The organism is Catenulispora sp. EB89 (genome assembly GCF_041261445.1).
GTDB lineage: Bacteria > Actinomycetota > Actinomycetes > Streptomycetales > Catenulisporaceae > Catenulispora.
Genome location: NZ_JBGCCU010000016.1, coordinates 121,307 through 147,675, shown reverse-complemented (window position 1 = coordinate 147,675; position 26,369 = coordinate 121,307). Strand labels below are relative to the sequence as shown.

Here is a 26,369-nt window from a genome sequence, read left to right as displayed (position 1 = left end):
CCACCCCAATATTGACCTAGAGCAAGCTCTAGTTTCTAGGGTCCTTCACGCAACCAAACGAACGTGAGGTGAGGGCGTGACAGGACAGAATTTCGGCAGACCGGCGGCCCGGCGCGAGTGGGGCTGGATCGTCGCGGCCCTGGTCGCCCTGCTGGCGACACCGGTCTCGATCGCCGGTGCGGCGATCACGCTCCCACGCATCGGAGCCACGCTGGGCACCGACCCGGCCGGCCTCCAAGGCGTCGTCGACGCCTTCAACTTCGCCTTCGCGACAGCCACCCTCGCCTGCGGGCCTCTGGCCGACCGGCTCGGACGCCGCCGGGTCCTCCTCGGCGGGATGCTCCTCGTCGTCGTCGGAAGCCTCGGAGGGGCTGCGGCCGTATCGCTCCTCACCCTCGATCTCGCGCGCCTCGTCGCCGGGGCGGGCTGCGCCGCGGTCTTCGTCGGTACGACGTCGCTACTGTCCGCGAGCCTCGACGGCGCCGATCGCGCCCGGGCGTTCACGGCACTCGGCGTCGTCCTCGGATCGGGTCTGGCCTTCGGCCCGGCGCTGTGCGGTCTGCTCGTGACGATCGGCGGGTGGCGGGCCGTGTTCGTCACCATCGCGGTGGTCACAGCCGCGTCGGGAGTGGCGAGCATGCTCCTGAAGACCCCCGACGAGGTGACCTCTGGCGGCGCCCGGCGCGACGGGTTGTTGGTCGTCCTCCGCAACCGCCGGTTCCTCGGCTTCGCCCTGATTCCGGTGGCCGGGGCGTTCGGGTACGTCGCCTTGCTGACCTACCTCCCGGTGGCGTTGTCCGCCGTCAAAGACATCGCCGCCGACCAGGCGGGTGTCATCATGCTGCCGATGACGGTCCCGACCGTGCTGGCCCCGCTGGTCGCGCCGCGCCTCGCCAAGGCCCTCGGCGGAACGGCCCGGCTGATGCTCGCCGCGACGGCCTTGCTGGCCGCGGGGACTCTGCTCCTGCTCCCAGCGCTCACACCGACGGCCCCGGACGGCGCCCTCATCCCCGGCATGCTGCTTCTCGGATGCGGATTCGGGCTCCCCATGGGGATGGTCGACCGCGAAGCCATCGGCTCGGTCCCCGACGACCAGTCGGGGACCGCGGCGGGAGCGATGAACTTCCTCCGCCTCGGAAGCGAGGCGGTCGTGATCGCGGGCTTCGGGGCGGGCATCGCCCAAGCGATCGCGGCTGACCTGCACGACACGGCGCTCGCCGCGCGGGTCGCCGCCGGCGGATACCTCCGCCCGCACGCCTACGCGGACGCGTTCGCGCTGCTCTCGGCGGTGATGGCGCTGTGCACCATAGCCGTGCTCCTTATAAGCGTGCGGCTTCTGCGGCGCCGCCCCACACGACGCCTCCAGAAGCCGCAAAACCTCAGTTCGTCCCAAGAGCCGTTCGCAGCACCGCGACAGCCTGGTTGATCGCTCCTTCGGCGGCGTGCGTGCCGCGCAGGGCGTTGAGCATGACGAAGTCGTGGATGACGCCCTGGTACCGCACCGCGGTCACCGGCACGCCGGCCGCGCGCAGCTTGTTCGCGTAGGCCTCGCCCTCGTCGCGCAGCACGTCGGCCTCGCCGGTGACGACCAGCGCCGGCGGCAGGTCCGCCAGCTGCTCCAGGCTCGCCCGCAGCGGGGAGGCGGTGATCTCGGCGCGCTGCGCCGGGTCGGTCGTGTACTGGTCCCAGAACCACTGCATCGCGTCCCGGCGCAGGAAGTAGCCCTCGGCGAACTGGTGGTAGGAAGCGGTGTCGAAGCTCGCGTCGGTCACCGGGTAGAAGAGCACCTGCTGCACCAGCGGCAGGCCGCCGCGCTCCTTGGCCATCAGGGTCAGCGCCGCGGCCATGTTGCCGCCGACGCTGTCGCCCGCGACGGCGATGCGCGTGGCGTCCAGGCCCTGGGTCGCGCCGTCGGTGACGACCCAACGTGCGACGGCGAAGTTCTGCTCGATCGCGACCGGGTACCGGGCCTCCGGCGACAGGTCGTACTCGGGGAAGACGACGGCGGCCCGCGCCCCGACGGCCAGCTCGCGGACCAGGCGGTCGTGGGTGTGGGCGTTGCCGAACACCCAGCCCGCGCCGTGGATGTAGACGATGACCGGCAGCACGCCGGTGCTCCCGGCCGGCTTGACGATCCGGGCCCGGACCGTGCCGGTCGGGCCGCCGGTGACGGTGACCCACTCCTCGTCGACGGCCGGCTTCTCGATCTCGCCGGACTGCACGTCGTCCACGGCCTTGCGGCCCTCGACCGGGCCGAGGTCGAACAGGTAGGGCGGGTTGGCGGTGGCGGCGGCGAACTCGGCGGCCGCCGGCTCCAGGACGGGGGCGGAGGCGGGAGCGGCGGCGGTGGGCGCGTGCTCGGACATGGCTGGCTCCTTGGGGTTCGCTGCGTACTTCGCTTCGGTGAGCGGAGAAGCTCACGTCCAGAAGACTAGTGCGCGATTACATCGTGTACAAGCTAAGCGTTCACGAGGCAATCGCCTCCAGAGCTATGCTGGTGGTCATGAACACCGCACGAACGGTGAACGACGCTCCCGCCCCGGACCCGGGCTTCTCGATGCTGCTGGACGACCAGCTCTGCTTCGCCCTGTACGCGGCCTCGCGCGCCGTGACCCAGCGCTACCGCCCCCTGCTCGACGACCTGGGCCTGACCTACCCGCAGTACCTGGTGCTGCTGGTGCTGTGGGAACACGGCGCGGTCCCGATCAAGGACATCGGCGCCGCCCTCCACCTCGACTACGGCACCCTCACCCCGCTGATCAAGCGCCTGGAGGCCAACGGCCTGGTCCGCCGCGAACGCGTCGCGGACGACGAGCGCACGGTCCAGGTCAGCCTCACCGACCAGGGCGAGGACCTGCGCACCCGCGCCGCCGACGTGCCGGCCGCCATCGGCGCCGCGATGGCGCTGACCCCGCAGCAGTTCGACGAGGCGAAGCGGCTGCTGCGGCTGCTGGCGGACAACGTGTCGGGCGGCGGGTCGGACAATGTGTCGGGCGGTTCGGTCTGATCCGCTTCAGCCCGCATGGCTTTCGGCGATCGATGCGGATACCGGTCTCGGTACGCACCAGCCGGACGGCCGAATCCCGGTCAGTGTCCAGCCGGAAGCGATGCGGCGCGAATCAGAGCGCGAACAACCAGAACCACTGGTTCTGATCCCCGGTGTTGCAGGGCGCCGTCGTGAGCCACTGCTGGTTGCCCTTGCCGGCCAGGCAGGTCCCGGTCTGCTTGTTCTTCAGCACTCCGTAGGTGGAGTTGCCGGGGATGCTGGTGAGGGACCACTGCTGGTAGTCGGCCACCAGGTGGGCCTGCAGGCCGGGTACGCCGCCCCAGTTGTCGGAGATGGTCACGTTGGCGTTGTTGTTCGGGTCCACCTGCAGGACCTTCGTGCCCGCGCTGTCCGGCTGGTCGTTGGACTGGATGACCAGGTTGTAGTCGCCGATGCCGGTGCCGGCGTAGAGCCAGACCGTCCAGGCCTGGTCGCTGTTGTGCGCGGTGGGCCAGATCTCCACCTGCTGACCGTCGGCGAAGTGGTCCTGGAACAGGTCGACTGAGGCGTTGGCGGCGTAGTTGAGGATGTTCGTCGTCTTGATCTGCGTCGACTGCAGCGACTTGGAGGGCGACGGCGTCGATGGCGGCGGCGGGGGAGCGGCGGACTTGGAGCTTGACGCCGGCGGCGGTGGGGCGACGGCGCTCGACGTCGGTGCCGGAGGCACCGCGCTGGACGTCGGCTTCGACGACGGTGTCGGCGATGGTGTGCTCGGCGGTGCGGATGGTGTCGGCTGGATGACGATCACCTGCGGGCCGGTGGCGCTGGGTTGTGGTGAGGCTTGTGTGCTGGAGGCGAACGACGGATGGATGCCGAACCAAAGCGCCAGAACGGCTGCGGCTGCTGCGGCGAAGAACATCAGTAGTCGTTGAAGCCAACGCGGCAGCAGCGCCGATTGCAGATACGTACCTTGCAGGCTGACCGGCTGCCCCGATCCCGATGGGGTGACGGTGATGTTGTACTGATGCCGGGCTTTGACGCCGAACCACAGTAGCCGCCCTGGTCGGACGGCGAATTTGCTGAATTGTGCGCGTCCGGGTTGCAGTCGTAGTGCCGGGGTGCGGATGTCGATGCGCAGGTTGGTGTTGTTGGAGGTGGTGGCGACGGCGGCGCTGGTGGCGACGTTGCTGTAGTTGTCGACGGCCAGTTTGACGCGGCCGCGGTGCCAACCGCGGGTGGTGGCCGGGACGAGTTCGGCGCGGAGGTCGGCGAATTCTGCGACGCGCAGGATGCCTTCGATGGCGAAGGTGTTTTCGCGGTCTTCGCGTGGGGTGACTTTCACCGCGTAGGGCTGTGGTCCGGCTTGGGCTTCGGAGCTGCGGGGTGGTGTGAAGGTGAGTTGTGCGGTGCCGGTGGTGCCGGGGTACAGCCGCAGCGTCTGTGGTTCGACGACGGCCCATTGTCCGGGGTCCCCGGTGGCCTGCAGGTGGTATTCCTCGACGATGTCGCCGGTGTTCCGCACGGTGATCGCCACCGTCGCCTCGCCACCGGGCTCGACATCCGCCGTCACCGGGTTCAGGTCAACCCACACCATCCGCTGCTTCCCGCCCGCCCACCAGCCCGAGCCCGCCTGCGAACACCGGTCGGGCAACCTTGTCCGGACACCTTACGGGCCGGTCAGGGCCGGTAGAACGCTGCGTTGAGAATCCCGGACGTACGGTCCCGTCTCCACCGCTCGTTCGGGCAGCCGCAAATGCCCTCGTGTTCGTCCCCATGGATCTTCACGGACGTTCGACGGACGTTCGCAAGGCACACCGCGCCTGCCGTCGGCGTCAGACTCCACATCCGTCTGAGGTCGGAGGCGAATCCGCCTCAAGTCGCAAGCCTCGGCGCGCCTCCAGGCTGAAGCGATTCAGTGTCGGCCGGTGGTCTACTTCGAGCGTTGATGATCGGGCGGAGAGGACAGCGTATGAGTATTCGACGGATGGCGGCGGTCATGGCGGCGGCCGCGATGGCTTTGGTGCCGACGGTCGCCGTGGCTGATGCGGCGGCACCACCGAGCGGGGCGGCTCCATCGGTGGCACCGGCCGATTGGCAGGCATGTCAGGACGGCCTCCAGTGCGCGACGGTGAAGGTGCCGCTGGACTACCGGCATCCGGACGGCAAGAAGATCAGCATCATGATGATGCGGCATCAGGCCACAGATACCGCGCACCGCCGGGGGACTCTGTTCTTCAACTCCGGCGGCCCCTACGAGCAGCTGACGAACTTCCCGCGCTATCTCAGTGTGCTGCCCGCGTCGTGGGTGGCGCAGTACGACATCATCAACTTCGACCCGCGCGGGTTCGGCTACAGCACCTCAGTACGCTGTTTCCCCAGCGAGGCGGCCGAGAACAGCTTCCTGGCGGGACTCCCCGCCGACGTCCCCGTGACCCCGGCGCAGATCACGACCTGGGACCAGATCATGGCGCGCTACTCCGCGCTGTGTGCCCGGACCAACGGCAGCCTGCTCCAGCACACCAGCACCGCCGACGTGGCCCGGGACATGGACCTGCTGCGGCAGTCGGTGGGGGAGCCGGAGCTGAACTACGTGGCGGGCTCGTACGGCACCGGCCTGGGCGCCGTCTACGCCAACCTCTTCCCCGCCAAGGTCGGCCGCATGATCCTGGACGGCAACGTCGACCCGGCGGTGTGGACCGGGAGCGACGGCGGGAAGCTGCCGCCGTTCGTCGCGATGCGTGCGGACGTGGCCAGCGCGAGGACGCTCGACGGGCTGCTGAACCTGTGCGGCCGGACTTTCACCGCCAAGTGCGCCTTCTCCGCCGGGACGCCGGCCGCCACCCGGGCCAAATACAGCACCCTGATGCAGCTCCTGCACGCGCATCCGGTCACGGTCGGCACCCCGCCGAACGCGCAGACCTGCGACGACGTGTGCGCGACCTTCAGCCTGCCGCTGACGCAGGTCAGCCAGTGGGCGGACGGGACGACGTTCCTCCAGCAGCTCTGGCAGGCCGCGCGCACCGGAAAGGCTGTCGCCAGCCCCGTGAGCCCTGCCGGCGCAAACCCCGTCAGCCCTGCCGGCGCAAACCCCGTCAGCCCTGCCGGCGCAAACCCCGTCAGCCCTGCCGGCGCCAGCCCCGTGAGCCCTGCCGGCGCAAACCCCGTCAGCCCTGCCGGCGCAAACCCCGTCAGCCTCGCGGGCCTTGCCAATCCCGGGAGTCCCGTCAGCGCCGTGAGCTCCCCCGCCCCCACACCGGCCACGGACCCGACGCCCTACACCGGCGGCGAGCAGACCATCGCAACGATCTGCTCCGACAGCGACCACCCCCGCGACCCCCGCGCCTATACCGCCGCCGCCCGGATGTCGCAGGCCAGGGCCGGACTGGTCGGCCTGTCCTGGACGTGGACGACCGAGATCTGCGCCACCTGGCCCAAGAGCGCGGACACCTACACCGGGCCGTGGAACCGGCCCACGGTGCACCCGATCCTGGTCGTCGGCAACACCGGCGACCCCGACACCCCGTACTGGAACTCGGTCGCGATGACGCACGAGCTGGCCCACGCCGGCCTGCTCACGATCGACGGCTACGGCCACACCGAACTCCTCAACCCCAGCACCTGCGCCACGGACTACGAGAACGCCTACCTCCAGACCGGAGCCCTTCCGGCACCTGGCACCATCTGCCACCAGGACGCCCTACCGTTCTCCTGACCAGGCCCGGGGCACCCCGCCGACCCGCGCCCGATCTTTATTTAGTACGCTTAAACAAATAAAGTCGGGCAGCGGAAGGCCGTCGTCGTATGAGCACCGTCAACGCCGGACCGGTCACGGCGCCGATTCCACCGAACCCGCCGAAGCCCCCTGACCAGCAATCCGTCCGGCAGCGGACCTTCTCCTCGCTCAAGGTCCCCAACTACCGCCTCTACATGACCGGCCAGTCCATATCCCTGGTCGGCACGTGGATGCAGATGACCGCCCAGTCCTGGCTGGTCCTCACCCTCACGCACTCCAGCACCGCGCTCGGTCTGGTCGTCGCGCTCCAGACGCTGCCGGTCCTGCTCTTCGGCCCCTACGGCGGCGTCGTCGCCGACCGGGCCGACAAGAAGCGCCTCATGGTCATCCTGCAGACCGCGATGGGGATCCAGGCGCTCGTGCTCGGCCTGCTCACCGTCTTCGGGGCGGTCAGCTTCTGGGAGGTGTGTGCGCTGGCCGTGGTCCTGGGCATGAACAACGCCTTCGAGAACGCCACGCGCCAGTCGTTCGTCCGGGAGATGGTCGGCCGCGACGAGCTGCGCAACGCCATCACGCTGAACTCGGTGATGGTGAACGCGGCGCGCGCGGTCGGGCCGGCCGTCGGCGGGGTGCTGATCGCCGCGGTCGGCATCGGGGTCTGCTTCCTGTTCAACGCGGCCAGCTTCGTCGCGGTCGTCGCCTCGCTGCTGCGTATGGACCGCTCCGCGCTGCGGCCGAGTCCGCCGACGCCGCGGGCCCGCGGCCAGCTCCGCGAGGGTCTGCGCTACGCCGCCGCGACGCCGACGATCGCGATACCGCTGGCGATGATGGGGCTGGTGGGGCTGCTGGCGTACGAGTTCCAGGTCTCGTTGCCGGTCTTCGTGGAACGGACGTTCCACGGCGGCTCGGTCGCGTTCGGCTTCATGACCTCGGCGATGGGCGTCGGCGCCGTCGTCGGCGGACTGTTCACCGCGGCCCGCGGCCGGACCGGCGTGCGTCCGATGGTCATCGCCTCGACCGGCTTCGGCGTGTCGATGCTGGCCGCCGCCTACGCGCCGGTGTTCGCGCTGTCCTGCGCGGTGATGCTGCTGGTCGGCTGGGCCAGCGTGTCGTTCATCGCGATCGGCAACTCGACGATCCAGCTGACCTCGGACCCGGAGAAGCGCGGCCGGATGATCGCGCTGTGGCAGGTGGCGTTCCAGGGCACGACGCCGATCGGCGGGCCGCTGGTCGGCTGGGTGATCGCGCTGTCCGACCCGCGCTCGGGGCTGGCGGTCGGCGGGGTGTCGTGCCTGGCGGCCGCGGCCGGGGGATACGTGCTGGCCCGCCGGGTGGCGGGGCGTGCCGCCGGAGCCGAGCCGGAGCTCGCCGCAGACCTCGCCTGACCGCCGAGAGAACCGCCACAGCGGCCAGAACCCTTACGGGCACCCGAATCTGCCCGTGATCCCGTCCGGGCGGACATGTCGCGCGCGGCTCCCGCTGAACGAGAATCGTCCAGTCTGTGGCACGTCCCGATCGAGCAGGAGTCGCCGAACCATGCACACCCACGGCCGGACTTCCTCCGAGAGCCGGGCTGAGGCCCGCGAGACCCCGCGCCGGGCCGAAAGCAGCGCTTCGCGCTCGCCCGCCGCCGAGCCGCTGACGGCCCAGAACGTCCTCGCCTTGCAGCGCTCGATCGGCAACGCCGCGGTCAGCCGCCTCGTCGCGACCGAGCAGCACACCCAGCACAGCCGGCACTCCCACGTCCCGGTCCAGCGCGCCAAGACCGACGAAGAGCGCGGCAAGCACCAGCGCCGGATCGACATGGCCGAGACGGCCGCGCACCAGCTGGCCGGCGGCGTCAACGCGGCTCTCAAAGCCCATATATTCCACGGCGTGCCGATCGGCAGCGCGGTGAATCACGAAGCCCCGCAAGGCCTGCACGCCTACCTGGACAAGAACGGGACCCTGCCGGCCGGGATCGTCGAGGTCGACACCGGCGAGAGCGCCGGCCGCAAGGACAAGGTGCACGTCATCACCTGGCGGTACAAGAACGCCAAGACCTCCGGGGCGGTCAAGAAGAGCACCATGTTCCCGGTCTGGATGCCGCCGGACCACGTCCTGGCCCTCATCGCCCTGGAGCGTCCCGAGAGCATGCAGGGCCTCGCGGTGAATCAGAGCACGAACGTGCGCAGCAAGGAGACGGACCCGATCACTGTCTCGGAGATCAGGACGCACATCCTGCGCGGCGTCAAGATCAACATCGAGCGGTCCGGCAACACCGTCTACCCGACGCACTCCGGCTTCTGACCAAAGAATCAGATCAATCCGCAGAGTCGGCGGAGAACTTGCCCACAAAGATCCAGGATTGATCTGATTCATGGCCGCCATGACCGGCTCCTGTGGCGAATGAGTTGCATTAATTCGACGATCTGCCATACTCATCCCACGCCGTCACTCACCCAAGGGAGGACTTCGACCGTGACGAGGAACCCCGCCCCCCTGGGTCCGGACGGAGCCGCGCCGGACGACGACCGGTACCGGCCCGGTTACGAACTCGTCGCGGAACGCCTGCTGCACTACATCGCCGAGGAGAACCTGCGCCCCGGCGACCGGCTGCCGACCGAGCAGGGCCTGGCCGAGATCCTCGGCGTCACGCGGAACGTCACGCGCGAGGCCGTCAAAGTCCTGGCCGCGATCGGCCGGCTCACGGTCCGGCGCGGCGCCGGCATCTTCGTCGCCGCGGCCCCGGCGGTCGCCGACAACGACCAGCTGGCGCACTATCAGCCCACTGACATGGAGCACGTGCTCATGTTGCTGGACTACCGCCAGGTGATCGAGACCGAGACCGCCCGGCGGGCGGCGACCATCGCCACGCCGCTGGAGGTCAAGGCCATCCGCGAGGCGGCGCTGGAGTCGGCCGAGGTCGGGGTGGCCGGCGACGCCGACGCCTTCGGGCACGCCGACGAGCTGTTCCACACCGCCGTGGCCGCGGCCGCGCACAACGTCTTCCTGCAGTCCTCGGTCGCCACGGTGCGCAAGTTCGCCGCGCAGAGCGACGTCCTGCTGTTCCACGGCCTGGCCCCGGGCTCGCTGGAGGCCGCCGGCCGGCAGCACGTCGAGATCGCCGAGGCCATCGGCGCCGGGGACGCCGTCCGCGCGATGGACCTGATGGCCCAGCACGTGGACACCACCCGGCACCAGTTCGAGAACCGGATCCGCGACCGGCTGTTCACCCCCGACACCCGGGCCTGAACCCTGCCGCTCGCCTGACACGCCTGTTCCTGCGGCTGCCTGACCGGCACGCCGCTACCCAGCACGCCCCAAACCGGCACCTCACCACTCAGAGATCCGAGCACCACCGAGCACCCCGTCACCCGGCCCGGAAAGCCGGCTCCGCGACGGTGCGGCCGCGATAGCGCCTGCCCCGGAACGCCCCCGCGGACTTCACGCACCCTGAAACGCCTCCTTAGCCACTCCTCGATACCGCCATGCCTTTTTCCGGCCCTTTCCCGGGCGCACCGCGTCCGGCAGCGATCAGGAAGCAGATATGAAGATCACCCACGTCGAGTCCTTCCGGGTCCCCGTGCCCGCCGTGGATCCGCCCTTCCGGTGGCGCGAAGGCCTGGCCGGCAGCGCGCCGGCGGGGGAGGGCGGCATCCTGCGGATCGGCACCGACGCCGGCGTCGAAGGCGTCGCCTTCTTCTCCCGGCCCGGCGCGGCGGTGCTGCTCGACGACCTGGTCGAGCGGATCTTCCGCCCCGAACTCCTGGGCCAGGACCCTTTGCAGCGTGAATGGATCTGGCACCGCGTATGGGAGCTCGACCGCATCCACGAACTGCCGCTGCCGACGCTCGGCCTGATCGACGTGGCGCTCTGGGACCTGGCCGGCCGCGCGCAGAACCTGCCGACCTGGCAGGTGCTCGGCGGGTACCGCACCGAGATCCCGGCCTACGCCTCGACCTCGACCTTCGGCAGCGTCGAAGAGTTCTTCGACGTCGCCGACCAGTGCCTGGCCCTGGGCTACCACGGCGTGAAGCTGCACGCCTGGGGTGACGCCCGGCGCGACGCCCAGCTCATCCTCGCGCTGCGCGACCACCTCGGCCCCGAGGTCCCGCTGATGTACGACGGCTCCGCGGGCTTCGACCTGCCCGACGCCCTGCACGTCGGCGCGGCGCTGTCCGAGGCGAAGTACCTCTGGTACGAGGAGCCGATGCGCGAGTTCAGCGTCAGCGCCTACCGGCGCCTGGCTGAGCTCGTCGACGTGCCGCTGCTGGTCGCCGAGACCTCCGACGGCGCGCACATGAACTCCGCCGACTTCATCGCCGCCGGCGCGGCCACCTTCGGCGTGCGCGCCAGCACCAACCTTCGCGGCGGGATCACCGGCGCGATGCGCACCGCGCACCTCGCCGATGCCTACCGGCTCCGGGCCGAGGTGCACGGCTCGGACATCCCGAACCAGCACCTGTGCATGGCGATCTCGAACACCACCTACTACGAGTCGCTGGTCACCTCGAACCCGGTGGTCCGCGAACGCGCCGTCGACCAGGACGGCCTCGTGCACGCGCCGACCGGTCCGGGCATCGCGCTGCCCCCGGGCCTGGACTACCCGAGCGCCCTCCGGCCCTACGTCGAAGGCGCGGCCGCCTAGCAGCACCTCCACCCGACAACCTGCCCGACCCCTCGCCCGACCCCTCCCTCAGAAAGGCAAGACGATGATGTCTCCACGCACAGTCGCCCGCACCCGCGGACGGACGATCGCCGCCGCCGCGCTCGTCGTCGGCGCCGCGGCGGCGCTGTCGGGATGCGCGAGCGCCACGACGAAGACCGCCGGCGCCCCGTCCGAGTTCAAGCAGGCCGCGCAGGACAACGCCGCCGCGATCACGGTCTGGACCGACTCCACGCGGCTGCCGGACGTGCAGAAGTACCAGCAGGAACACCCCGGCGTGAAGATGAACGTCGTCACCTACGACGGCAGCGCCGACGGTTCGACCTACCTGCAGACCAAGGTGCAGCTGTTCGACCGCACCGGCAGCGGCTGGCCCGACGTCGTCTTCGCCTCGCCGACCGACGTCACGTGGGCCAGCGTGCCGACGAACCCGAGCGCGAAGGCCTTCGCCGCGCCGGTCGACCAGCTGGTGCCCGCCTCGACGCTGCAGGGCTTCGCCGCCGGCTCGCTCGCGCCGTGCCAGACCGGCGGCCACACCTACTGTCTGCGCAACGACATCGCCCAGGTCGTGACCTGGTACAACAAGAAGCTGATGGACCAGTGGGGCTACCAGGTCCCGACGACGTGGGAGCAGTACCAGGCGCTCGGCGAGAAGGTCGCCGCGGAGCACCCCGGCTACGTGGTCGGCGCGGTCGGCGACACCAACTCGCAGGAGTCCTACTTCTGGTCCAGCCAGTGCCCGGCGCAGCAGCTGGTCGGCGACAACACCCTGAAGGTGGACCTGACCGCGCCGGAGTGCACGCGGATGGCGAACTTGCTGGACCCGCTGATCGCCGACAAGGCGGTGAGCACGCAGGGCTTCTTCACCAAGGGCTTCGACGGCAGCAAGGTCCTGATGGCGGTCGGCCCCTCCTGGTACGGCCAGTACCTGTTCAACTCCGCGTTCAAGGTCCCGGCCGGCCAGATCGCCGCCTCGGCGCCGCTGAAGTGGGACGGCCAGAGCACGACGGCCACCGGCAACGTCGGCGGCGGGATCTGGATGGTCTCCTCGCACAGCGCCAACATCAAGGCCGCCACCGACCTCACGACCTGGCTCACCACCTCGACCGAGAACCTGCAGGGCGCCCCGACTTACCCGGCCTTCGTCGCCGGGGCCAAGGCCTGGCTGGCGAACCCGGCGAACAAGGACTACTTCGCCACCGACGTCTCAGACGTCTTCCTCGCCGCCGCGAACGAGGTGTGGACCGGCTGGTCGAACACCAAGTTCAGCGACGCCACGCCGTGGTCGAACGCGGTGCTGTCCGCGCTGACCGCCGGCAGGTCGCTCAGTTCGGCCCTGCCCGCCTGGCAGACCGCGATCGTCAACGAGGCGAAGTCGGTCGGGTACACGGTCGTCACGCGATGACGGCGCTCCAGGAACAGCCGCTCGCGGGACCCGCGAGCGGCCCGGCCCGCCGCCTCGTGCGGCGGCGGGCCGGGGGGATCGGACGTGCCGGACGTGCGGGGCGGGCCGGTCGGTCCAGGCAGGCCGGCCGGACCGGCCGCGTCGGCTACCTGTTCGTCGCCGGCTACACCGTCCTGCTGCTCGCGTTCGGTGTCTTCCCGACCGGCTACTCGGTCTACCTCGCCTTCACCAACGCCGACGGCCAGTTCACCGGACTCGGCCAGTTCTCCAAGGTCTTCCAGGACTTCCGCTTCGGCCCGGCGTTCGCGAACATCGGCGTCTACCTGGTGATGTGGCTGCTGCTCGTGGTCGTGCTCACCGTGGTGGTCGCGGTCATCCTGCGCAGCCGGGTCGGCAGCGGCGTCTCGGCGGTGCTGCGGTTCCTGTTCTACATCCCCGGGGCGCTCGCCGGTGTGGCGAGTGTGCTGGTCTGGCTGTTCATGCTCGACCCGGCGGTCAGTCCGGCCGCGCGCCTGCTGCGCGCGCTCGGCATGCAGAACTTCGACCAGGTCCTGGCGCCCGGGAACCTGCCGGTCATCCTCGTCCTGATCGCGTTCTGGACCGGGGCCGGCGGCTGGATCGTCGTTATGTACGGCGCGCTGAACAACATCCCGGACGAGGTCCTGGAAGCGGCGCGCATCGACGGGGCGGGGCCCTGGCAGATCGCCTGGCGCATTCAGATCCCGATGATCCGCAAGTGGATCGTCTACATGGCGATCCTGGCCTTCGCCGCCGGCACCCAGCTGTTCGTGGAACCGCAGCTGTTGCAGACGGCGAGCCTGAACCGGGTCAGCCCGACGTGGTCGCCCAACGAGCTCGCCTACGTCTTCGCGTTCCAGAACGGGGACTTCAACGGCGCCGCCGCGATCTCGCTGGTGCTGCTGGCGGTCGGCCTGGTGTGTGCCGGTCTGCTGGTCACCCGGTCCGGCCTGTTCAAGGTGGATGAAGACTGATGACGATCCTCTCGGCCGCCTCCCGGTCCGGCGGCACCTCTGATGGCGGTTCCGGCGGCAAAGCCGACCGTGCGCCCGACGCCCGGACCGGCGCCGCCCGGCGCGGCTCACGCCTGGTCTCGACGCTCGTCGTCGCCGCGATCATCGTGACGCTGCTGGTGTTCTTCGTGGTCCCGGTGCTCTGGCTGCTGCTCGCCCCGACCAAGACCGACGCGCAGCTGAACAGCGGCTTCCCGCTCTCGTTCGGCTCCTTCGGCCAGCTCGCGGCGGCCTGGCGGCACCTGACCTCGTTCCAGAACGGCGCCATCTGGCTGTGGCTGCGCAACTCCGCGGTCTACTCCGGCGGCGCGCTGGTCCTCACGCTGGCCACGAGCATCCCGGCCGGCTACGCGCTGGCGCTGATGAACTTCCGCGGCCGCAAGCTGCTGCTGACGGTGACGCTGATCGTCATGATCATGCCGAGCGCGGCCCTGGTGCTGCCGATCTTCCTGGAGCTGAACCTGTTCCACCTGATCGGCACCGCCTGGTCGATCATCCTGCCGTTCTCGTTCTTCCCGTTCGGCGTGTACCTCGTCTACATCTACTTCGCCACCAGCCTGCCGCGTGACATGCTCGCCGCCGCCCGCATCGACGGCGCGAACGAGTGGCAGATCTTCCGGCGGGTGGCGCTGCCGCTGGCCCGGCCGGTGATCGGGCTCGTCGCGTTCTTCAGCTTCGTCGGCAACTGGAACAACTTCTTCCTGCCCTACCTGGTCCTGCCGAGCAGTCAGCAGTTCCCGGTGCAGGTGGGGCTGAACCAGCTGCTGTCCTCCACACCGTCCTTCAACCCGGTCGCCGGCAAGGGACTGGACATCACCAGTCCGGAACTGGCGCTGGCGATCATCATCGCGATCCTGCCTGTCCTCGTGCTCTTCCTCTTCTCCCAGCGGGCGCTCGTCTCGGGCATGCTCGCCGGCTCGACCAAGGAGTGAAACCATGCGCACACTGAGATCAGCAAGACCCGCACGCGCGATAGCCGTGGCCGTCGCGCTGGCCGCCGGGTTCGTCGCCGGCCCCGCGGCCTCGGCCGTGGCCGCGCACCACGGCCCGAGCGCAGTAGCCACCTTCACCGTCGCACCGAACGGTTCCGGCAACGACTGCTCCGTCGCCGATCCGTGCTCGTTGCAGACGGCGCAGCAACGCGCGCGGCAGGCCGCCCGCGCCTCGCAGACCAGCGTCGCCGTCGTCCTCCAGGGCGGCACCTACCGCCTCGACCAGACGCTCGCCTTCGACGCCGCGCAGGGCGACTCCGCCTCCGGCGGCAACACCGTCACCTACCAGGCCGCCCCCGGGGCACACCCGGTGCTCAGCGGCGGCGAGCAGGTGACCGGCTGGACGCAGGCGTCCGACGGCAGCGGTCTGTGGCAGGCGAACGTCCCGGCCGGCACCGACACCCGGCAGCTGTACGTGGACGGCGTCCGGGCCGACCGGGCCCAGGGCTCCGTGCCGGTCGGCCTGACCCAGACCGCCACCGGCTACACCGCGTCCGGCACCGCGCTGGACGGCTGGGGCAACATCTCAGACGTCGAATTCGTCTACAACGCCAGCTGGACGCAGCTGCGCTGCGGCATCGCGTCCGTCTCCGGCACCACCGTGACGATGCAGGAGCCCTGCTTCCAGAACATCACCCTGAAGCCGTACGGCGTCAACGCGAGCACGCCGAGCTTCGTGGACAACGCCAAGGAACTGCTCACCCAGCCCGGCCAGTTCTACCTCGACCGGTCGGCGCACACCATGTACTACCTGCCGCGTCCGGGCCAGAACCCGGCGACCGCGGACGTCGAGATCCCGCGGCTTCAGACGCTGGTCTCCGGCACCGGCACCGAAGCGAACCCGCTGACCGGCCTGGCGCTGAAGGGCCTGTCGTTCGAGTACGGCGCCTGGACCGAGCCGAACGGCCCCGACGGCTTCGCCGAGGTGCAGGCCAACATGCGCCTGACCGGGACCAACGCGTACAGCACCGAGGGCACGTGCACGCGCTTCTCCACCACGGATCCCGGCACCTGCCCCTACGGCGCCTGGACGATGACGCCGGGCAACGTCGTGTTCGACCACACCTCGGGGCTGTCGATCACCGGCGGCACGTTCGAGCACCTCGGCGCCGCCGGGCTTCAGCTGGGCCAGAACGTCGAGGGCTCGACGATCCAGGGCAACCAGTTCACCGACATCTCCGGCAACGGCCTGGAGATCGGCAACGGCTCCGACGCCGCCCCGGCAGACCTCGGCCTGATGCCCGCGAACAACACGATCGCCGACAACTGGGTCCACAACATCGCGGTCGAGTACACCGGCGGCGTCGGCATCTTCCAGGGCTACACGCGCAATGACGTGATCGAGCACAACCAGATCAACGACGTGCCCTACAGCGGCATCAGCTCGAACTGGGGCTGGGGCCACGCCGCGACCGAGGCCACCGGCAACAAGATCCTGAACAACCTGGTCTACGACTTCCTGCAGCAGCGTATCGACGGCGGCGGCATCTACGTGCTCGGCATCGAGGGCGACTCGCTGGCCGACGGCCTGACGATCAGCGGCAACGTGGTGCGCTACGGCGCCGGGGCGGTCGGGCACGCGATCTACACCGACGGCGGCAGCCAGTACATCACGATGACCGGCAACGCGATCTACGGCAACGACATCCCGTCGATGGGCGGCAGTTACGAGGGGAGCGGAACGCCGTACGGCGACTTCGTCTTCACCGGCAACTACGCCGAGAACACCACGCCGGACTGGCCGGCCGGCAACCCGACGAACGTCACCATCAGCGGCAACATCCAGGTCTCCTCGGACGGCACCGGCGTGCCCGCCTCGCTGCTCGCCGCCGCCGGACTCGAGCCGCAGTACGCGTGCCTCGCGTCCGCGCCGAGGGGCACCGCCCCGGTGAACCTCGCGCTGGGCAAGCCGGCCCAGGCGCAGTACCTCGACGGCAGCACCGCGCAGTTGCAGCCCGGGGACCAGGTCTCGTACGCGACCGACGGCGATCTCGGTACCGCGGTCCAGGCGACCGGGCAGTACCGCTGGCAGCTGATCGTGGATCTGCAGCAGCCCACGACGCTGGGTTCGATGACGGTGAGCATGCCGCAGCAGGCCTTCGGTACCGCGTTCCATGTCGACGCCTCTGCCGACGGCAGCGCGTGGACCACCGCCGGCACCGTGACGGACAGCGGCTGGGGGACCGTCCCGGTGGTCTTCTCCTCGCCGCTGAGCACGCGCTACCTGCGGATCGTCGCGGACAAGCCGGATAACGGCGGCCAGACCGGCGGACAGATGGCGATCAACGAGGTCGGCGCCTACGCCCCGGCCACTCCCGCTGCCCCGCAGCCGGATCTGGCGCTGGGCAAGCCCGCACAGGCGCTGTACATCGACGGCACGCAGGCCCAGATGCAGCCGAACTCGCTGCCGTCCTACGCGGTCGATGGTGATCCGACGACCTACGCCCAGGCGACGCAGCAGTACCGCTGGATCGAGCAGGTCGCTCTCCAGCAGCCGCGGTCGCTCGACGTGATCACGCTGCTGCAGCCGGACGGCGCCGCGCACAGCGCGTTCGCGACCGCGTTCCACATCGACGTGTCGGTCGACGGCTCGGACTACTACACCGTCGCCCGCCGCACCGACGCCATGGGCGGCCTCACCGGGATCCAGCTCGACGCGCCGGTCCGGGCCCGCTACATCCGGGTCGTCGCAGACCGGCCGGACAACGGCGGCCAGACCGGCGGGCAGATGGCCATCAGTGGACTGTCGGCGTACGGCCTCGTGCCGCAGTCTTTCTCTGCACACTGATTCACACCTGATCCGCACCTAGTCCGCACCTAACCCGAACCTCACAGGAAGCTGATTTCACCGCCGGCCCGACGCGGTTGTCCCGCGGCGGGCCGGCGCAATGGGGCTTCTGGGCCGATCGCCGCGCGGGTTATGCGCAGGTGAATCCGAAAGACGCCGGTGCGGAGTAGTAGCCGTAGCCGTCGGACGTCACAACGTTGACCTGGGTGTACAGGCCCTGCGTCGTGCAGGTTCCCAGCGTGTAGCTCTCGCCGTGGGAACCGAAGCTGCTCACGTTCGCCGCGCCCGACCAGTACGAGGTCCAGGGCGAAATCCCGCCTTCGACGGACATGGAACAGAAGAACTGGTTGGCGCCCCAGCTGTTGCAGTACAACCCCGCGATGATCGGCGGCTCGGTACCGGCCCGCGCCGCCGACGCGGGCACGAGCACCGCGGCGCCGATGAGCGCCGCCGTGGCGGCGCCGGCGCCCAGGCGGCTCGAACGCAGAGATCTCAGCTTCACAGCAGCTCCTCGTGACTCGGACAAGGTGCGACGGATTTCTTGGGTACAAGATGCCTGCCGCGACGACGGAGCGCAAGATGTTCGCAGTGGACTGAAAATTGCAGATGTGTGGGCCGCAAAGTATGGACATCCTAGATGCACCTCCGGCCCTCACGGCCGGCTCAGTGCTCGATCCCCGTGGCCACGTCCTTGACCGGATGGTCGTGCGGGGTCGGGAAGTCTGCCGGTGGTTGCCGCCGCTATAGTCACAGAAATGCGCTGAACAGGCGCAATTTCTCCAAGTCATGCCTCTTTAGTGGGAAATGCGAAGCAGGGGCCATACCTTGCTGATGATTCGTAGCTGATCATCCGCACCTCCTTCCCTTCCCCGCCGGAGGACCCGTGAAATTGGCCCCCCGACCCGCAGGCCTCGGCGCGACCGCAGGCCCCGGCGCCGGCGCCGCAGCCGCCCGCCTGCTGCGCGTCGTCACCAGCGCCGCCCTGGTGGTCGCGTCCACGACGGCCGGTTTCGCGCTCGGCGCCGCTCCGGCGCTGGCCGCGCAGGTCGCGTGCACGCCGACGGGTTCCAACACCGCCTGCGTCAGCTTCACGTACTCCGGGAGCGACCAGGCCTTCGTCGTGCCCAAGGGCGTCAGCAGCCTGACGGTGAGCGCGTCCGGTGCGGGCGGCGGCGGGCGGAACGGCGCGGCCGGCGGCCTGTCCACCGGCACGCTCGCGGTGTCCGCGGGCGACAGCCTCACCGTCATGGTCGGCCAGGCCGGCACGGTGAAGGGCGCCGCCACCTACGGCGCGGGCGGCAGCGGCGGCAGCGGCTCGCGCTTCAGCGGCGGGTCCGGCGGCGGCATGAGCGCCCTGTGGACCGGCGCCTCGCTCACCGGGACCCCGCTGCTCGTCGCCGGTGGCGGGGCCGGCGGCGCCGAGGGCGGGTCCTCCGGCGGCAGCGGCGGCGGGGCCTCGGGCGCCAACGGCGGCAACCCCGGCTCCGGCGGCGGCTCCGGCGGGCAGGGCGGCAGCCAGAGCACCGGCGGCCCCGCGGCCGTCACCACCAACAACTGCGCCTCCGGCCCGACCGCCGGCGCGCGCTACCGGGGCGGGAACGGCGGCAACGGCGGGGCCGACGCGGGCGGCGGTGGCGGCGGCGGGTACTTCGGCGGTGGCGGCGGCCAGTGCCAGCAGGACACCGGCGGCACCAACAGCGACACCGGCGGCGGCGGTGGCTCCGGCTACACCGGCGGCGCCGGCGTCACCGACGGCAGCACCCAGGCCGGCCTCGGCAGCGCGGCGCGCACCGACGGCTCGGTCACCCTCCAGTGGGTCGCCCCTGCCCCGGTCATCACCGGCCCGGCCGCCAACTCCACGCAGCTCATCAGCAAGCCGCCGATCAGCGGCACCGGCGTGCCCGGCACCACCATCACGGTGAAGGAGGGCTCTGCGACGCTGTGCACCGCGACCGTGCAGCCGGACAACACCTGGTCGTGCACACCGTCGTCGGCGCTCGCCAACGGCTCGCACTCCGTCGTCGCCACCGCCACCGACCCCGCCGCGCCGTCGGCCGTCTATCCGGCCAGCAACACGCAGCCGTTCAAGGTCGACACCACGACGAACCTCAAGATCGTCAAGTCGGCGCCGGACGTCCTCCAGGCCGGCGACCCGATCACCTTCACGCTGACCGCGACGAACGCCGGCCCGGCCGCGGCCGCCGGTGCCGTGGTCCAGGACACCGTCGACTCGCAGCTGACCGGCGTCGCCTGGTCCTGCGCCGCCACCGGCGGAGCCGTCTGCGCCACCGCGACCGGCACCGGCAACGCCGTATCAGCGAACGTCGACATCCCGGTCGGCGGGCAGATCGTCATCACCGTCAAGGGCAACACCTCGACGTCGATGAAGACCCAGGTCCTCAACAACACCGCGACCATCGCCGCGGCCGCCGGCAGCACCGACCCCGACCTGACCGACAACCGCTCGACCACCGCGACCTCGGTCACCGCGCCCAAGGACGCCTGCGGCTACGTGCCGGTGAACCTGGTCAACGGCAGCTTCGAGCAGCCGGTGACCTCGGCCGGGGTGACCATGGTCGACGACTCGACCGTGCCGGGCTGGAACACCACCGCCAGCGACCACAAGATCGAGATCTGGCGCAGCGGCACCAACGGCGTCCCGTCGGCCGACGGCAACCAGTTCGTCGAACTGAACGCCAACGAGGTCTCCACGCTCTACCAGGACATCCCGACCGTGCCGGGCACCCCGATGAACTGGGCCCTGTCCCACCGCGGCCGCCTGGGCACCGACGTCATGCGGCTGGAGATCGGGCCGCCCGGCGGCTCGCTGATCGCCCAGACCCCGAACGGCCAGAACAGCACCTCCATCTCCGACGGCAACACCGCCTGGGGCCACTACACGGGTTCCTACACCGTCCCGTCCGGGCAGACCGTCACCCGCTTCGCCTTCGTCTCGGTCTCCTCCACCGGCGGCAACAACAGCATCGGCAACTTCCTCGACAACATCGTCTTCGGCTCGCCGGGCTGCCTGAAGCCCACGAAGACCGTCGCGGACGTGCAGGGCAACAGCCCGGCCCGGCGCGGCGACACCCTGGCCTACACGATCTCCGCGAACAACCCGGGGAACACCCAGACCACGGGCTCGTACATCAACGATGTCATCCCCGCGAACACCGCCTTCGTGCCCGGCTCGATCAAGCTGATCAGCCCGACCGGCGTGGCCACCGCGGTGAGCGACGCGAACGGCTTCGTCGGCGGCGCCATCAAGGTCGCCGTAGGAACCGGCGGCCCGCCGACCGCCGGCGGCGTCGTGCAGCCCGGCGAGACCTGGAAGGTGAGCTTCCAGGTGACGGTGAACGCCGCCGCCCCGGCCGGCACGACCATCGCCAACTCCGCGACCGCCACCTGGATCCCGGTGCCGGGCACGCCGGCCAAGACCTCCGACCCGGCGGTGGCGACCATCAAGGTCGAGCAGGCCGACCTGGCCGCGCGCAAGCAGGCCTCGACGACCCCGGTCAGCCCGGGCCAGACCTTCACCTACCAGATCACCCTCACCAACAACGGCCCCGACCAGGCGCGCAACGTCAAGGCCTCGGACCCGCTGCCCTCGAAGGTGTCGTTCGTGTCCTCGCCGGACGGCTGCACCGCGACCGCCGGCAACGGCGGGACCGTCACCTGCGGCCCTGCGGCCTCCCTGGCCGGCGGCGCGTCCAAGTCCTGGTCGATCACGGTGAAGCTGGACCCGTCCTACACCGGTGACGGCACCGACCAGGGCAACGTCGCCACGCCCTCGGCGGACACCCCCGGCACGATGACGCCGAGCGGCACCGTCTATCCGCCGGGCCCGATCACGCCGACCGCGGCGCTGGTCGCGACGAAGACCGCCTCGACCACGCCGGTGAAGCCCGGCCAGACGTACACGTACACGGTGACCGTGCGGAACGACGGTCCTTCGACAGCGGTGGCCGTCGGCATGACCGACCCGCTGCCGTCGAAGGTGTCGTTCGTGTCCTCGGCCGACGGCTGCACCGGGACCGCCGGCAACGGCGGGACGGTGACCTGCGGCCCGCAGGCGACGCTGCTTCCGGGGACGTCTAAGTCCTGGACCTTCACGGTGAAGCTCGACCCCTCCTACACCGGAAACGGCTCGGACCAGGGCAACGTGGCCACGCCGACCTCCACCACCGGCGGCACCAAGACGCCCAGCGGCCAGGTGCTCCCGCCCGGCCCCGCGACGCCGTCGGCCGACCTGCTGACCACCAAGGAGACGACGACCACCACCCCGGTCGCCCCGGGTCAGACCTTCACCTACAAGGTGACGGTCACCAACAACGGCCCGTCCACGGCGGTCGCAGTCGGCGCCACCGACCCGCTGCCGTCGAAGATCTCGTTCGTGTCCTCGACGGACGGCTGCACCGCCGGCGCGGGGAACGGCGCGACGGTGACGTGCGGCCCGGAGGCGACGCTGCTTCCCGGCGCGTCGAAGTCGTGGACCTTCACGGTGAAGCTCGACCCCTCCTACACCGGAAACGGCTCGGACCAGGGGAACATCGCCACCGCGACCTCCACCACCGGCGGGACAAAGACGCCGAGCGATCCGGTCTATCCGCCGGGACCCGTCGCACCGCCGAACGCTCACCTGACCACCACCAAGACCACGTCCGCCACCCCGGTGAAGCCGGGGCAGACGTTCACCTACACGGTGACGGTGTCGAATCAGGGTCCTTCTACCGCCGTGGCCGCGGGTTCGACGGACGCGTTGCCGTCGAAGGTGTCGTTCGTGTCGTCGGCGGACGGCTGCACCGGCACGGCCGGCAACGGCGGGACCGTGACCTGCGGTCCGGAGGCGTCGCTCCTTCCGGGTGCGTCGAAGTCGTGGACGTTCACGGTGAAGCTCGACCCGTCCTACACCGGCGACGGCAAGGATCAGGCCAACGTCGCCACCGCGACTTCACCCACCGACGGCACGAAGGACCCGAGTCCGCCGGTGGACCCGCCGGGACCGGTCACGCCCGAGGCCGATCTGGTCACGACGAAGACCACGTCGACCACGCCGGTCAAGCCCGGCGGGACGTTCACCTACACCGTGACGGTGCAGAACAACGGCCCCTCGACCGCCGTGACCGTGGGTGCGACGGACACGCTACCGTCGCAGATCTCCTTCGTGTCCTCGGCGGACGGCTGCACCGGTCCGGTCGGCGCCAACGCCGCGACGGTGACCTGCGGTCCGGAGGCGACCCTGCTTCCGGGTGCTTCGAAGTCGTGGACCTTCACGGTCAAGCTCGACCCGTCCTACACCGGCGACGGTACGGATCAGGGCAACGTGGCGACCGCGACCTCTCCGACCGATGGCACGAAGGACCCCAGCGGTCCGCCGGTGAACCCGCCCGGCCCGATCACGCCCGAGGCGGATCTGAAGACGGTGAAGACGACGTCGAGCACGGCCGTGAAGCCGGGCCAGACGTTCACCTACACCGTGACCGTCACGAATCAGGGCCCTTCCACGGCGGTGACCGTCGGCACCAAGGACACCCTGCCGTCGCAGATCTCGTTCGTGTCGTCGGCGGACGGCTGCACCGGCACTGCCGGCAACGGTGGAACGGTGACGTGTGGGACTGAGCCGGCGCTGCTGCCTGGCGCGTCGAAGTCGTGGACGTTCACGGTGAAGCTCGACGCCTCCTACACCGGTGATGGCAAGGACCAGGCCAACGTCGCCACCGCGACGTCCCCCACCGACGGCACGAAGGACCCGAGCCCGCCGATCGACCCGCCGGGCCCGATCACGCCGGAGGCCGACCTGGCCACGACGAAGGCCACGTCCACGACGGCGGTCAAGCCGGGCCAGACGTTCACCTACACGGTGACCGTCACCAACAACGGTCCGTCGACGGCGGTGAGCGTGGGTGCCACGGACCCGCTGCCGTCGAAGGTGTCCTTCGTCTCCTCGGCGGACGGTTGCACCGGTCCCGTCGGGACCAACGGCGGCACCGTCAGCTGCGGCGGCGGCGTGACGCTGCTGCCGGGTGCGTCGAAGTCGTGGACGTTCACCGTCAAGCTCGACCCCTCCTACACCGGTGACGGCTCCGACCAGGGCAACGTCGCGACCGCGACGTCTCCGACCGATGGCAAGAAGGACCCCAGCGGTCCGCCGGTGAACCCGCCCGGCCCGATCACGCCGGAAGCGGATCTGAAGACGGTGAAGACCACGTCCTCCACCGCGGTGAAGCCGGGCCAGACGTTCACCTACACCGTGACCGTCACGAATCAGGGCCCTTCGACAGCGGTGACCGTCGGCACCACCGACACCCTGCCGTCGCAGATCTCGTTCGTGTCGTCGGCGGACGGCTGCACCGGCACCGCCGGCAACGGCGGAACGGTGACGTGTGGGACTGAGCCGGCGCTGCTCCCGGGCGCGTCGAAGTCGTGGACGTTCACCGTGAAGCTCGACCCCTCCTACACCGGCGACGGTACGGATCAGGCCAACGTCGCCACCGCGACCTCTCCCACCGACGGCACCAAGGACCCGAGCCCGCCGGTCGACCCGCCCGGCCCGATCAAGCCCGAGGCCGACCTGAAGCTGACCAAGACCACGCCGTCGACCACGCCGGTGAAGCCGGGTCAGACCTTCGACTACGTCCTGGCGGTCAAGAACAACGGTCCCTCGACCGCGGTGAACGTCGGGGCCACCGACCCGCTGCCCTCGAAGCTGTCGTTCGTCTCCTCGGTCGACGGCTGCACCGGTCCGGTCGGGACCAACGGCGGCACCGTCAGCTGCGGTGGCGACGTGACGCTGCTGCCCGGTGAGACGAAGACCTGGACGTTCACCGCGAAGCTCGACCCGTCCTACACCGGAGACGGCTCGGACCAGGGCAACGTGGCCACCGCGACGTCCTCGACCGACGGCACGAAGGATCCCAGCGATCCGAAGCCGCCGCCCGGGCCGGTGGCGCCGCCGGAGGCGCACCTGACGACGGTGAAGTCGACGTCGAGTGCGCCGGTGAAGCCGGGGCAGACGTTCACGTACACCGTGACCGTCACGAATCAGGGCCCTTCGACCGCCGTGAACGTGGGCGCTGCCGACCCGCTGCCGTCGAAGATCTCGTTTGTGTCTTCGGCCGACGGCTGCACCGGCACCGCCGGCGAGGGCGGGACGGTCACCTGCGGGCCCGAGGCGTCGCTGCTGCCGGGCGCGTCGAAGTCGTGGACGTTCACCGTGCTGCTCGACCACGCCTACACCGGCGATGGCTCGGACCAGGGCAACATCGCCACCCCGACCTCGCCGACCGGCGGCGAGAAGGACCCGAGCGGGCTGATCGAGCCGCCCGGCCCGATCATGCCGGAGGCGGACCTGGCGACGGCGAAGTCGGCGGTCGGCACGACCCCGGTCAAGCCCGGGGAGACCTTCGACTACCTGGTCACGACCACGAACCACGGCCCGTCGGCGGCGGTGAACGTGAACGTCGCCGACCCGCTGCCGAAGTACCTGGCGTTCGTCTCCTCGGCCGACGGCTGCAGCGGTCCGGCCGGCACCGACGGCGGGCTCGTCTCCTGCGGGCCGCTGGCCTCGCTCGGCGGCGGCGCGTCGAAGTCCTGGACGTTCACGGTGCGGCTCGACCCGGCCTACACCGGCGACGGCTCGGACCTGGGCAACCGCGCGACCTCGAAGTCGGACACCACCGACCCGAACCCGGACGACAACACCTCGCCGCCGGCCCCGCCGCCGGCCGGCAAGGTCGACCCGCCGGAGGCCGACCTGTCGGCGCACAAGGAGACGGTCACCGACACGCCGGTCGGCCCCGGGCAGACCTTCGCCTACCGGGTGCGGATCACGAACGCCGGGCCGTCCACCGCGGTCGCGGTGCGGGCCGTGGACGCGCTGCCCGCGCGGCTGTCGTTCGTCTCCTCGGCCGACGGCTGCACCGCCCCGGCCGGCGTGTACGGCGCGACGGTGACGTGCGGCCCGCGGGCGGCGCTGGCGCCCGGCGCGTCGGTGTCGTGGACCTTCACGGTGAAGCTCGACCCGGGGTACACCGGCGACGGCTCCGACGTGCTCAACACGGCGACCGCCAAGTCGGACACCAAGGACCCGGATCCGGGCAACGACACCTCGCCCCCGGCGACCGTGCCCGGCGGCAAGGTGGCCCCGGCCGAGGCCGACCTGTCGACCGCGAAGACGGCCCACCCGCCGGCCGGCGGCGTGGTCCGACCCGGCGGCACGTTCCGGTACACCGTGACGGTCACCAACCACGGCCCGGCGACGGCCCCGAACGTCCGCATCAGCGACCCGCTGCCGACGATGCTGTCCTTCGTCTCCTCGCCGGACGGCTGCACCGGCCCGGCCGGCACCCCCGGCGGCACCGTCACCTGCGGCCCGGAAGCGAAGCTGGCACCCGAGGCGTCGAAGTCGTGGACGTTCACGGTGCGGCTGGCCCCGACGTACAAGGGCAACGGCTCGGACATCAGGAACAAGGCGACCGCGGCCAGCGACGCCATCGACCCGAACCCCGGCGACAACAGCAACGACCCGAACGACCCGGGGAACCGCATCACCGTCGGAGCGCTGCCGCCGACCGGCGCCACCGGCCTGTGGCAGACCTCGACGGCCGCGCTGATGGCGCTCGCCGCGGGCGGTGCGCTGGCTTACGGTGCGCGGCGGCGGGGGACGGCCGGGACGTCCAGGAGGTAGGTGTTCGCAGGGTACGCAGACGCCCGGCCGGGGTATCCCGGCCGGGCGTCTGCGTGGGTCGGCTGTTGCTCCTCGCCAACAGCACTCGGAGGCGGATGAC

At 70.5% G+C, this 26,369-nt stretch carries 15 protein-coding genes; 12 read left to right on the top strand and 3 right to left on the bottom strand.

Annotated features, from left to right (window positions below; translation table 11 throughout):
• The first annotated feature begins 76 nt into the window (after positions 1-76).
• On the top strand, positions 77-1,426 hold the full coding sequence (locus tag ABH920_RS30300) for an MFS transporter (RefSeq protein ID WP_370352595.1): 1,350 nt from the start codon (positions 77-79) through the stop codon (positions 1,424-1,426).
• Here ABH920_RS30300 and ABH920_RS30295 read toward each other — a convergent pair.
• Positions 1,380-2,366, bottom strand: a complete 987-nt coding sequence (locus tag ABH920_RS30295; RefSeq protein ID WP_370352594.1) for an alpha/beta hydrolase — start codon at positions 2,364-2,366, stop codon at positions 1,380-1,382. The genes ABH920_RS30300 and ABH920_RS30295 overlap by 47 nt on opposite strands.
• A gap of 137 nt (positions 2,367-2,503) precedes the next feature.
• Here ABH920_RS30295 and ABH920_RS30290 point away from each other — a divergent pair, with 137 nt between their 5' ends.
• Positions 2,504-3,007, top strand: a complete 504-nt coding sequence (locus ABH920_RS30290) for a MarR family winged helix-turn-helix transcriptional regulator (RefSeq protein WP_370352593.1) — start codon at positions 2,504-2,506, stop codon at positions 3,005-3,007.
• 112 nt (positions 3,008-3,119) lie between these two features.
• Here ABH920_RS30290 and ABH920_RS30285 read toward each other — a convergent pair whose 3' ends face one another.
• Complete coding sequence (locus ABH920_RS30285; protein ID WP_370352592.1) at positions 3,120-4,580, bottom strand: hypothetical protein; 1,461 nt, start codon at positions 4,578-4,580, stop codon at positions 3,120-3,122.
• 375 nt (positions 4,581-4,955) lie between these two features.
• Between ABH920_RS30285 and ABH920_RS30280 the strand changes: the two genes are divergently transcribed.
• The 9 genes from ABH920_RS30280 (at position 4,956) to ABH920_RS30240 (ending at position 17,583) form a co-directional block, all read left to right on the top strand.
• Complete coding sequence (locus ABH920_RS30280) at positions 4,956-6,698, top strand: alpha/beta fold hydrolase (protein WP_370352591.1); 1,743 nt, start codon at positions 4,956-4,958, stop codon at positions 6,696-6,698.
• 89 nt (positions 6,699-6,787) lie between these two features.
• Positions 6,788-8,104, top strand: a complete 1,317-nt coding sequence (locus ABH920_RS30275) for an MFS transporter (RefSeq protein WP_370352590.1) — start codon at positions 6,788-6,790, stop codon at positions 8,102-8,104.
• Positions 8,105-8,255: 151 nt separating this feature from the next.
• Positions 8,256-9,008, top strand: a complete 753-nt coding sequence (locus ABH920_RS30270; RefSeq protein WP_370352589.1) for a hypothetical protein — start codon at positions 8,256-8,258, stop codon at positions 9,006-9,008.
• Between the two features lie 171 nt (positions 9,009-9,179).
• The gene (locus tag ABH920_RS30265; RefSeq protein WP_370352588.1) at positions 9,180-9,953 is read left to right on the top strand and encodes a FadR/GntR family transcriptional regulator; all 774 of its coding nucleotides are present in this window, start codon (positions 9,180-9,182) and stop codon (positions 9,951-9,953) included.
• Positions 9,954-10,248: 295 nt separating this feature from the next.
• On the top strand, positions 10,249-11,349 hold the full coding sequence (locus ABH920_RS30260; RefSeq protein WP_370352587.1) for an enolase C-terminal domain-like protein: 1,101 nt from the start codon (positions 10,249-10,251) through the stop codon (positions 11,347-11,349).
• A gap of 64 nt (positions 11,350-11,413) precedes the next feature.
• Entirely contained in the window at positions 11,414-12,772 is a 1,359-nt protein-coding gene (locus ABH920_RS30255) for an ABC transporter substrate-binding protein (protein ID WP_370352586.1), read from the top strand.
• Positions 12,769-13,764, top strand: a complete 996-nt coding sequence (locus tag ABH920_RS30250) for a carbohydrate ABC transporter permease (RefSeq protein ID WP_370352585.1) — start codon at positions 12,769-12,771, stop codon at positions 13,762-13,764. Before ABH920_RS30255 ends, ABH920_RS30250 begins: the two co-directional genes overlap by 4 nt.
• Entirely contained in the window at positions 13,764-14,735 is a 972-nt protein-coding gene (locus tag ABH920_RS30245) for a carbohydrate ABC transporter permease (RefSeq protein ID WP_370352584.1), read from the top strand. The genes ABH920_RS30250 and ABH920_RS30245 overlap by 1 nt, the downstream gene beginning before the upstream one ends.
• Before the next feature lie 4 nt (positions 14,736-14,739).
• Positions 14,740-17,583 (top strand): discoidin domain-containing protein, encoded by a 2,844-nt coding sequence (locus ABH920_RS30240; protein WP_370352583.1) that lies wholly within the window; start codon positions 14,740-14,742, stop codon positions 17,581-17,583.
• A 130-nt stretch (positions 17,584-17,713) separates the two neighbouring features.
• Here the strand turns inward: ABH920_RS30240 and ABH920_RS30235 are convergent, their stop codons facing one another.
• Entirely contained in the window at positions 17,714-18,085 is a 372-nt protein-coding gene (locus tag ABH920_RS30235; RefSeq protein WP_370352582.1) for a hypothetical protein, read from the bottom strand.
• 381 nt (positions 18,086-18,466) lie between these two features.
• Here ABH920_RS30235 and ABH920_RS30230 point away from each other — a divergent pair, with 381 nt between their 5' ends.
• Positions 18,467-26,269 (top strand): Ig-like domain-containing protein, encoded by a 7,803-nt coding sequence (locus tag ABH920_RS30230; RefSeq protein ID WP_370352581.1) that lies wholly within the window; start codon positions 18,467-18,469, stop codon positions 26,267-26,269.
• The last annotated feature ends 100 nt before the right edge of the window (positions 26,270-26,369 follow it).

Coding starts and splice junctions, on each gene's coding strand:
- ABH920_RS30255 (WP_370352586.1), top strand. CDS start 11,414: ATGATGTCTCCACGCACAGTCGCCCGCACCCGCGGACGGACGATCGCC.
- ABH920_RS30295 (WP_370352594.1), bottom strand. CDS start 2,366: ATGTCCGAGCACGCGCCCACCGCCGCCGCTCCCGCCTCCGCCCCCGTC.
- ABH920_RS30240 (WP_370352583.1), top strand. CDS start 14,740: ATGCGCACACTGAGATCAGCAAGACCCGCACGCGCGATAGCCGTGGCC.
- ABH920_RS30250 (WP_370352585.1), top strand. CDS start 12,769: ATGACGGCGCTCCAGGAACAGCCGCTCGCGGGACCCGCGAGCGGCCCG.
- ABH920_RS30280 (WP_370352591.1), top strand. CDS start 4,956: ATGAGTATTCGACGGATGGCGGCGGTCATGGCGGCGGCCGCGATGGCT.
- ABH920_RS30260 (WP_370352587.1), top strand. CDS start 10,249: ATGAAGATCACCCACGTCGAGTCCTTCCGGGTCCCCGTGCCCGCCGTG.
- ABH920_RS30270 (WP_370352589.1), top strand. CDS start 8,256: ATGCACACCCACGGCCGGACTTCCTCCGAGAGCCGGGCTGAGGCCCGC.
- ABH920_RS30245 (WP_370352584.1), top strand. CDS start 13,764: ATGACGATCCTCTCGGCCGCCTCCCGGTCCGGCGGCACCTCTGATGGC.
- ABH920_RS30285 (WP_370352592.1), bottom strand. CDS start 4,580: ATGGTGTGGGTTGACCTGAACCCGGTGACGGCGGATGTCGAGCCCGGT.
- ABH920_RS30290 (WP_370352593.1), top strand. CDS start 2,504: ATGAACACCGCACGAACGGTGAACGACGCTCCCGCCCCGGACCCGGGC.
- ABH920_RS30275 (WP_370352590.1), top strand. CDS start 6,788: ATGAGCACCGTCAACGCCGGACCGGTCACGGCGCCGATTCCACCGAAC.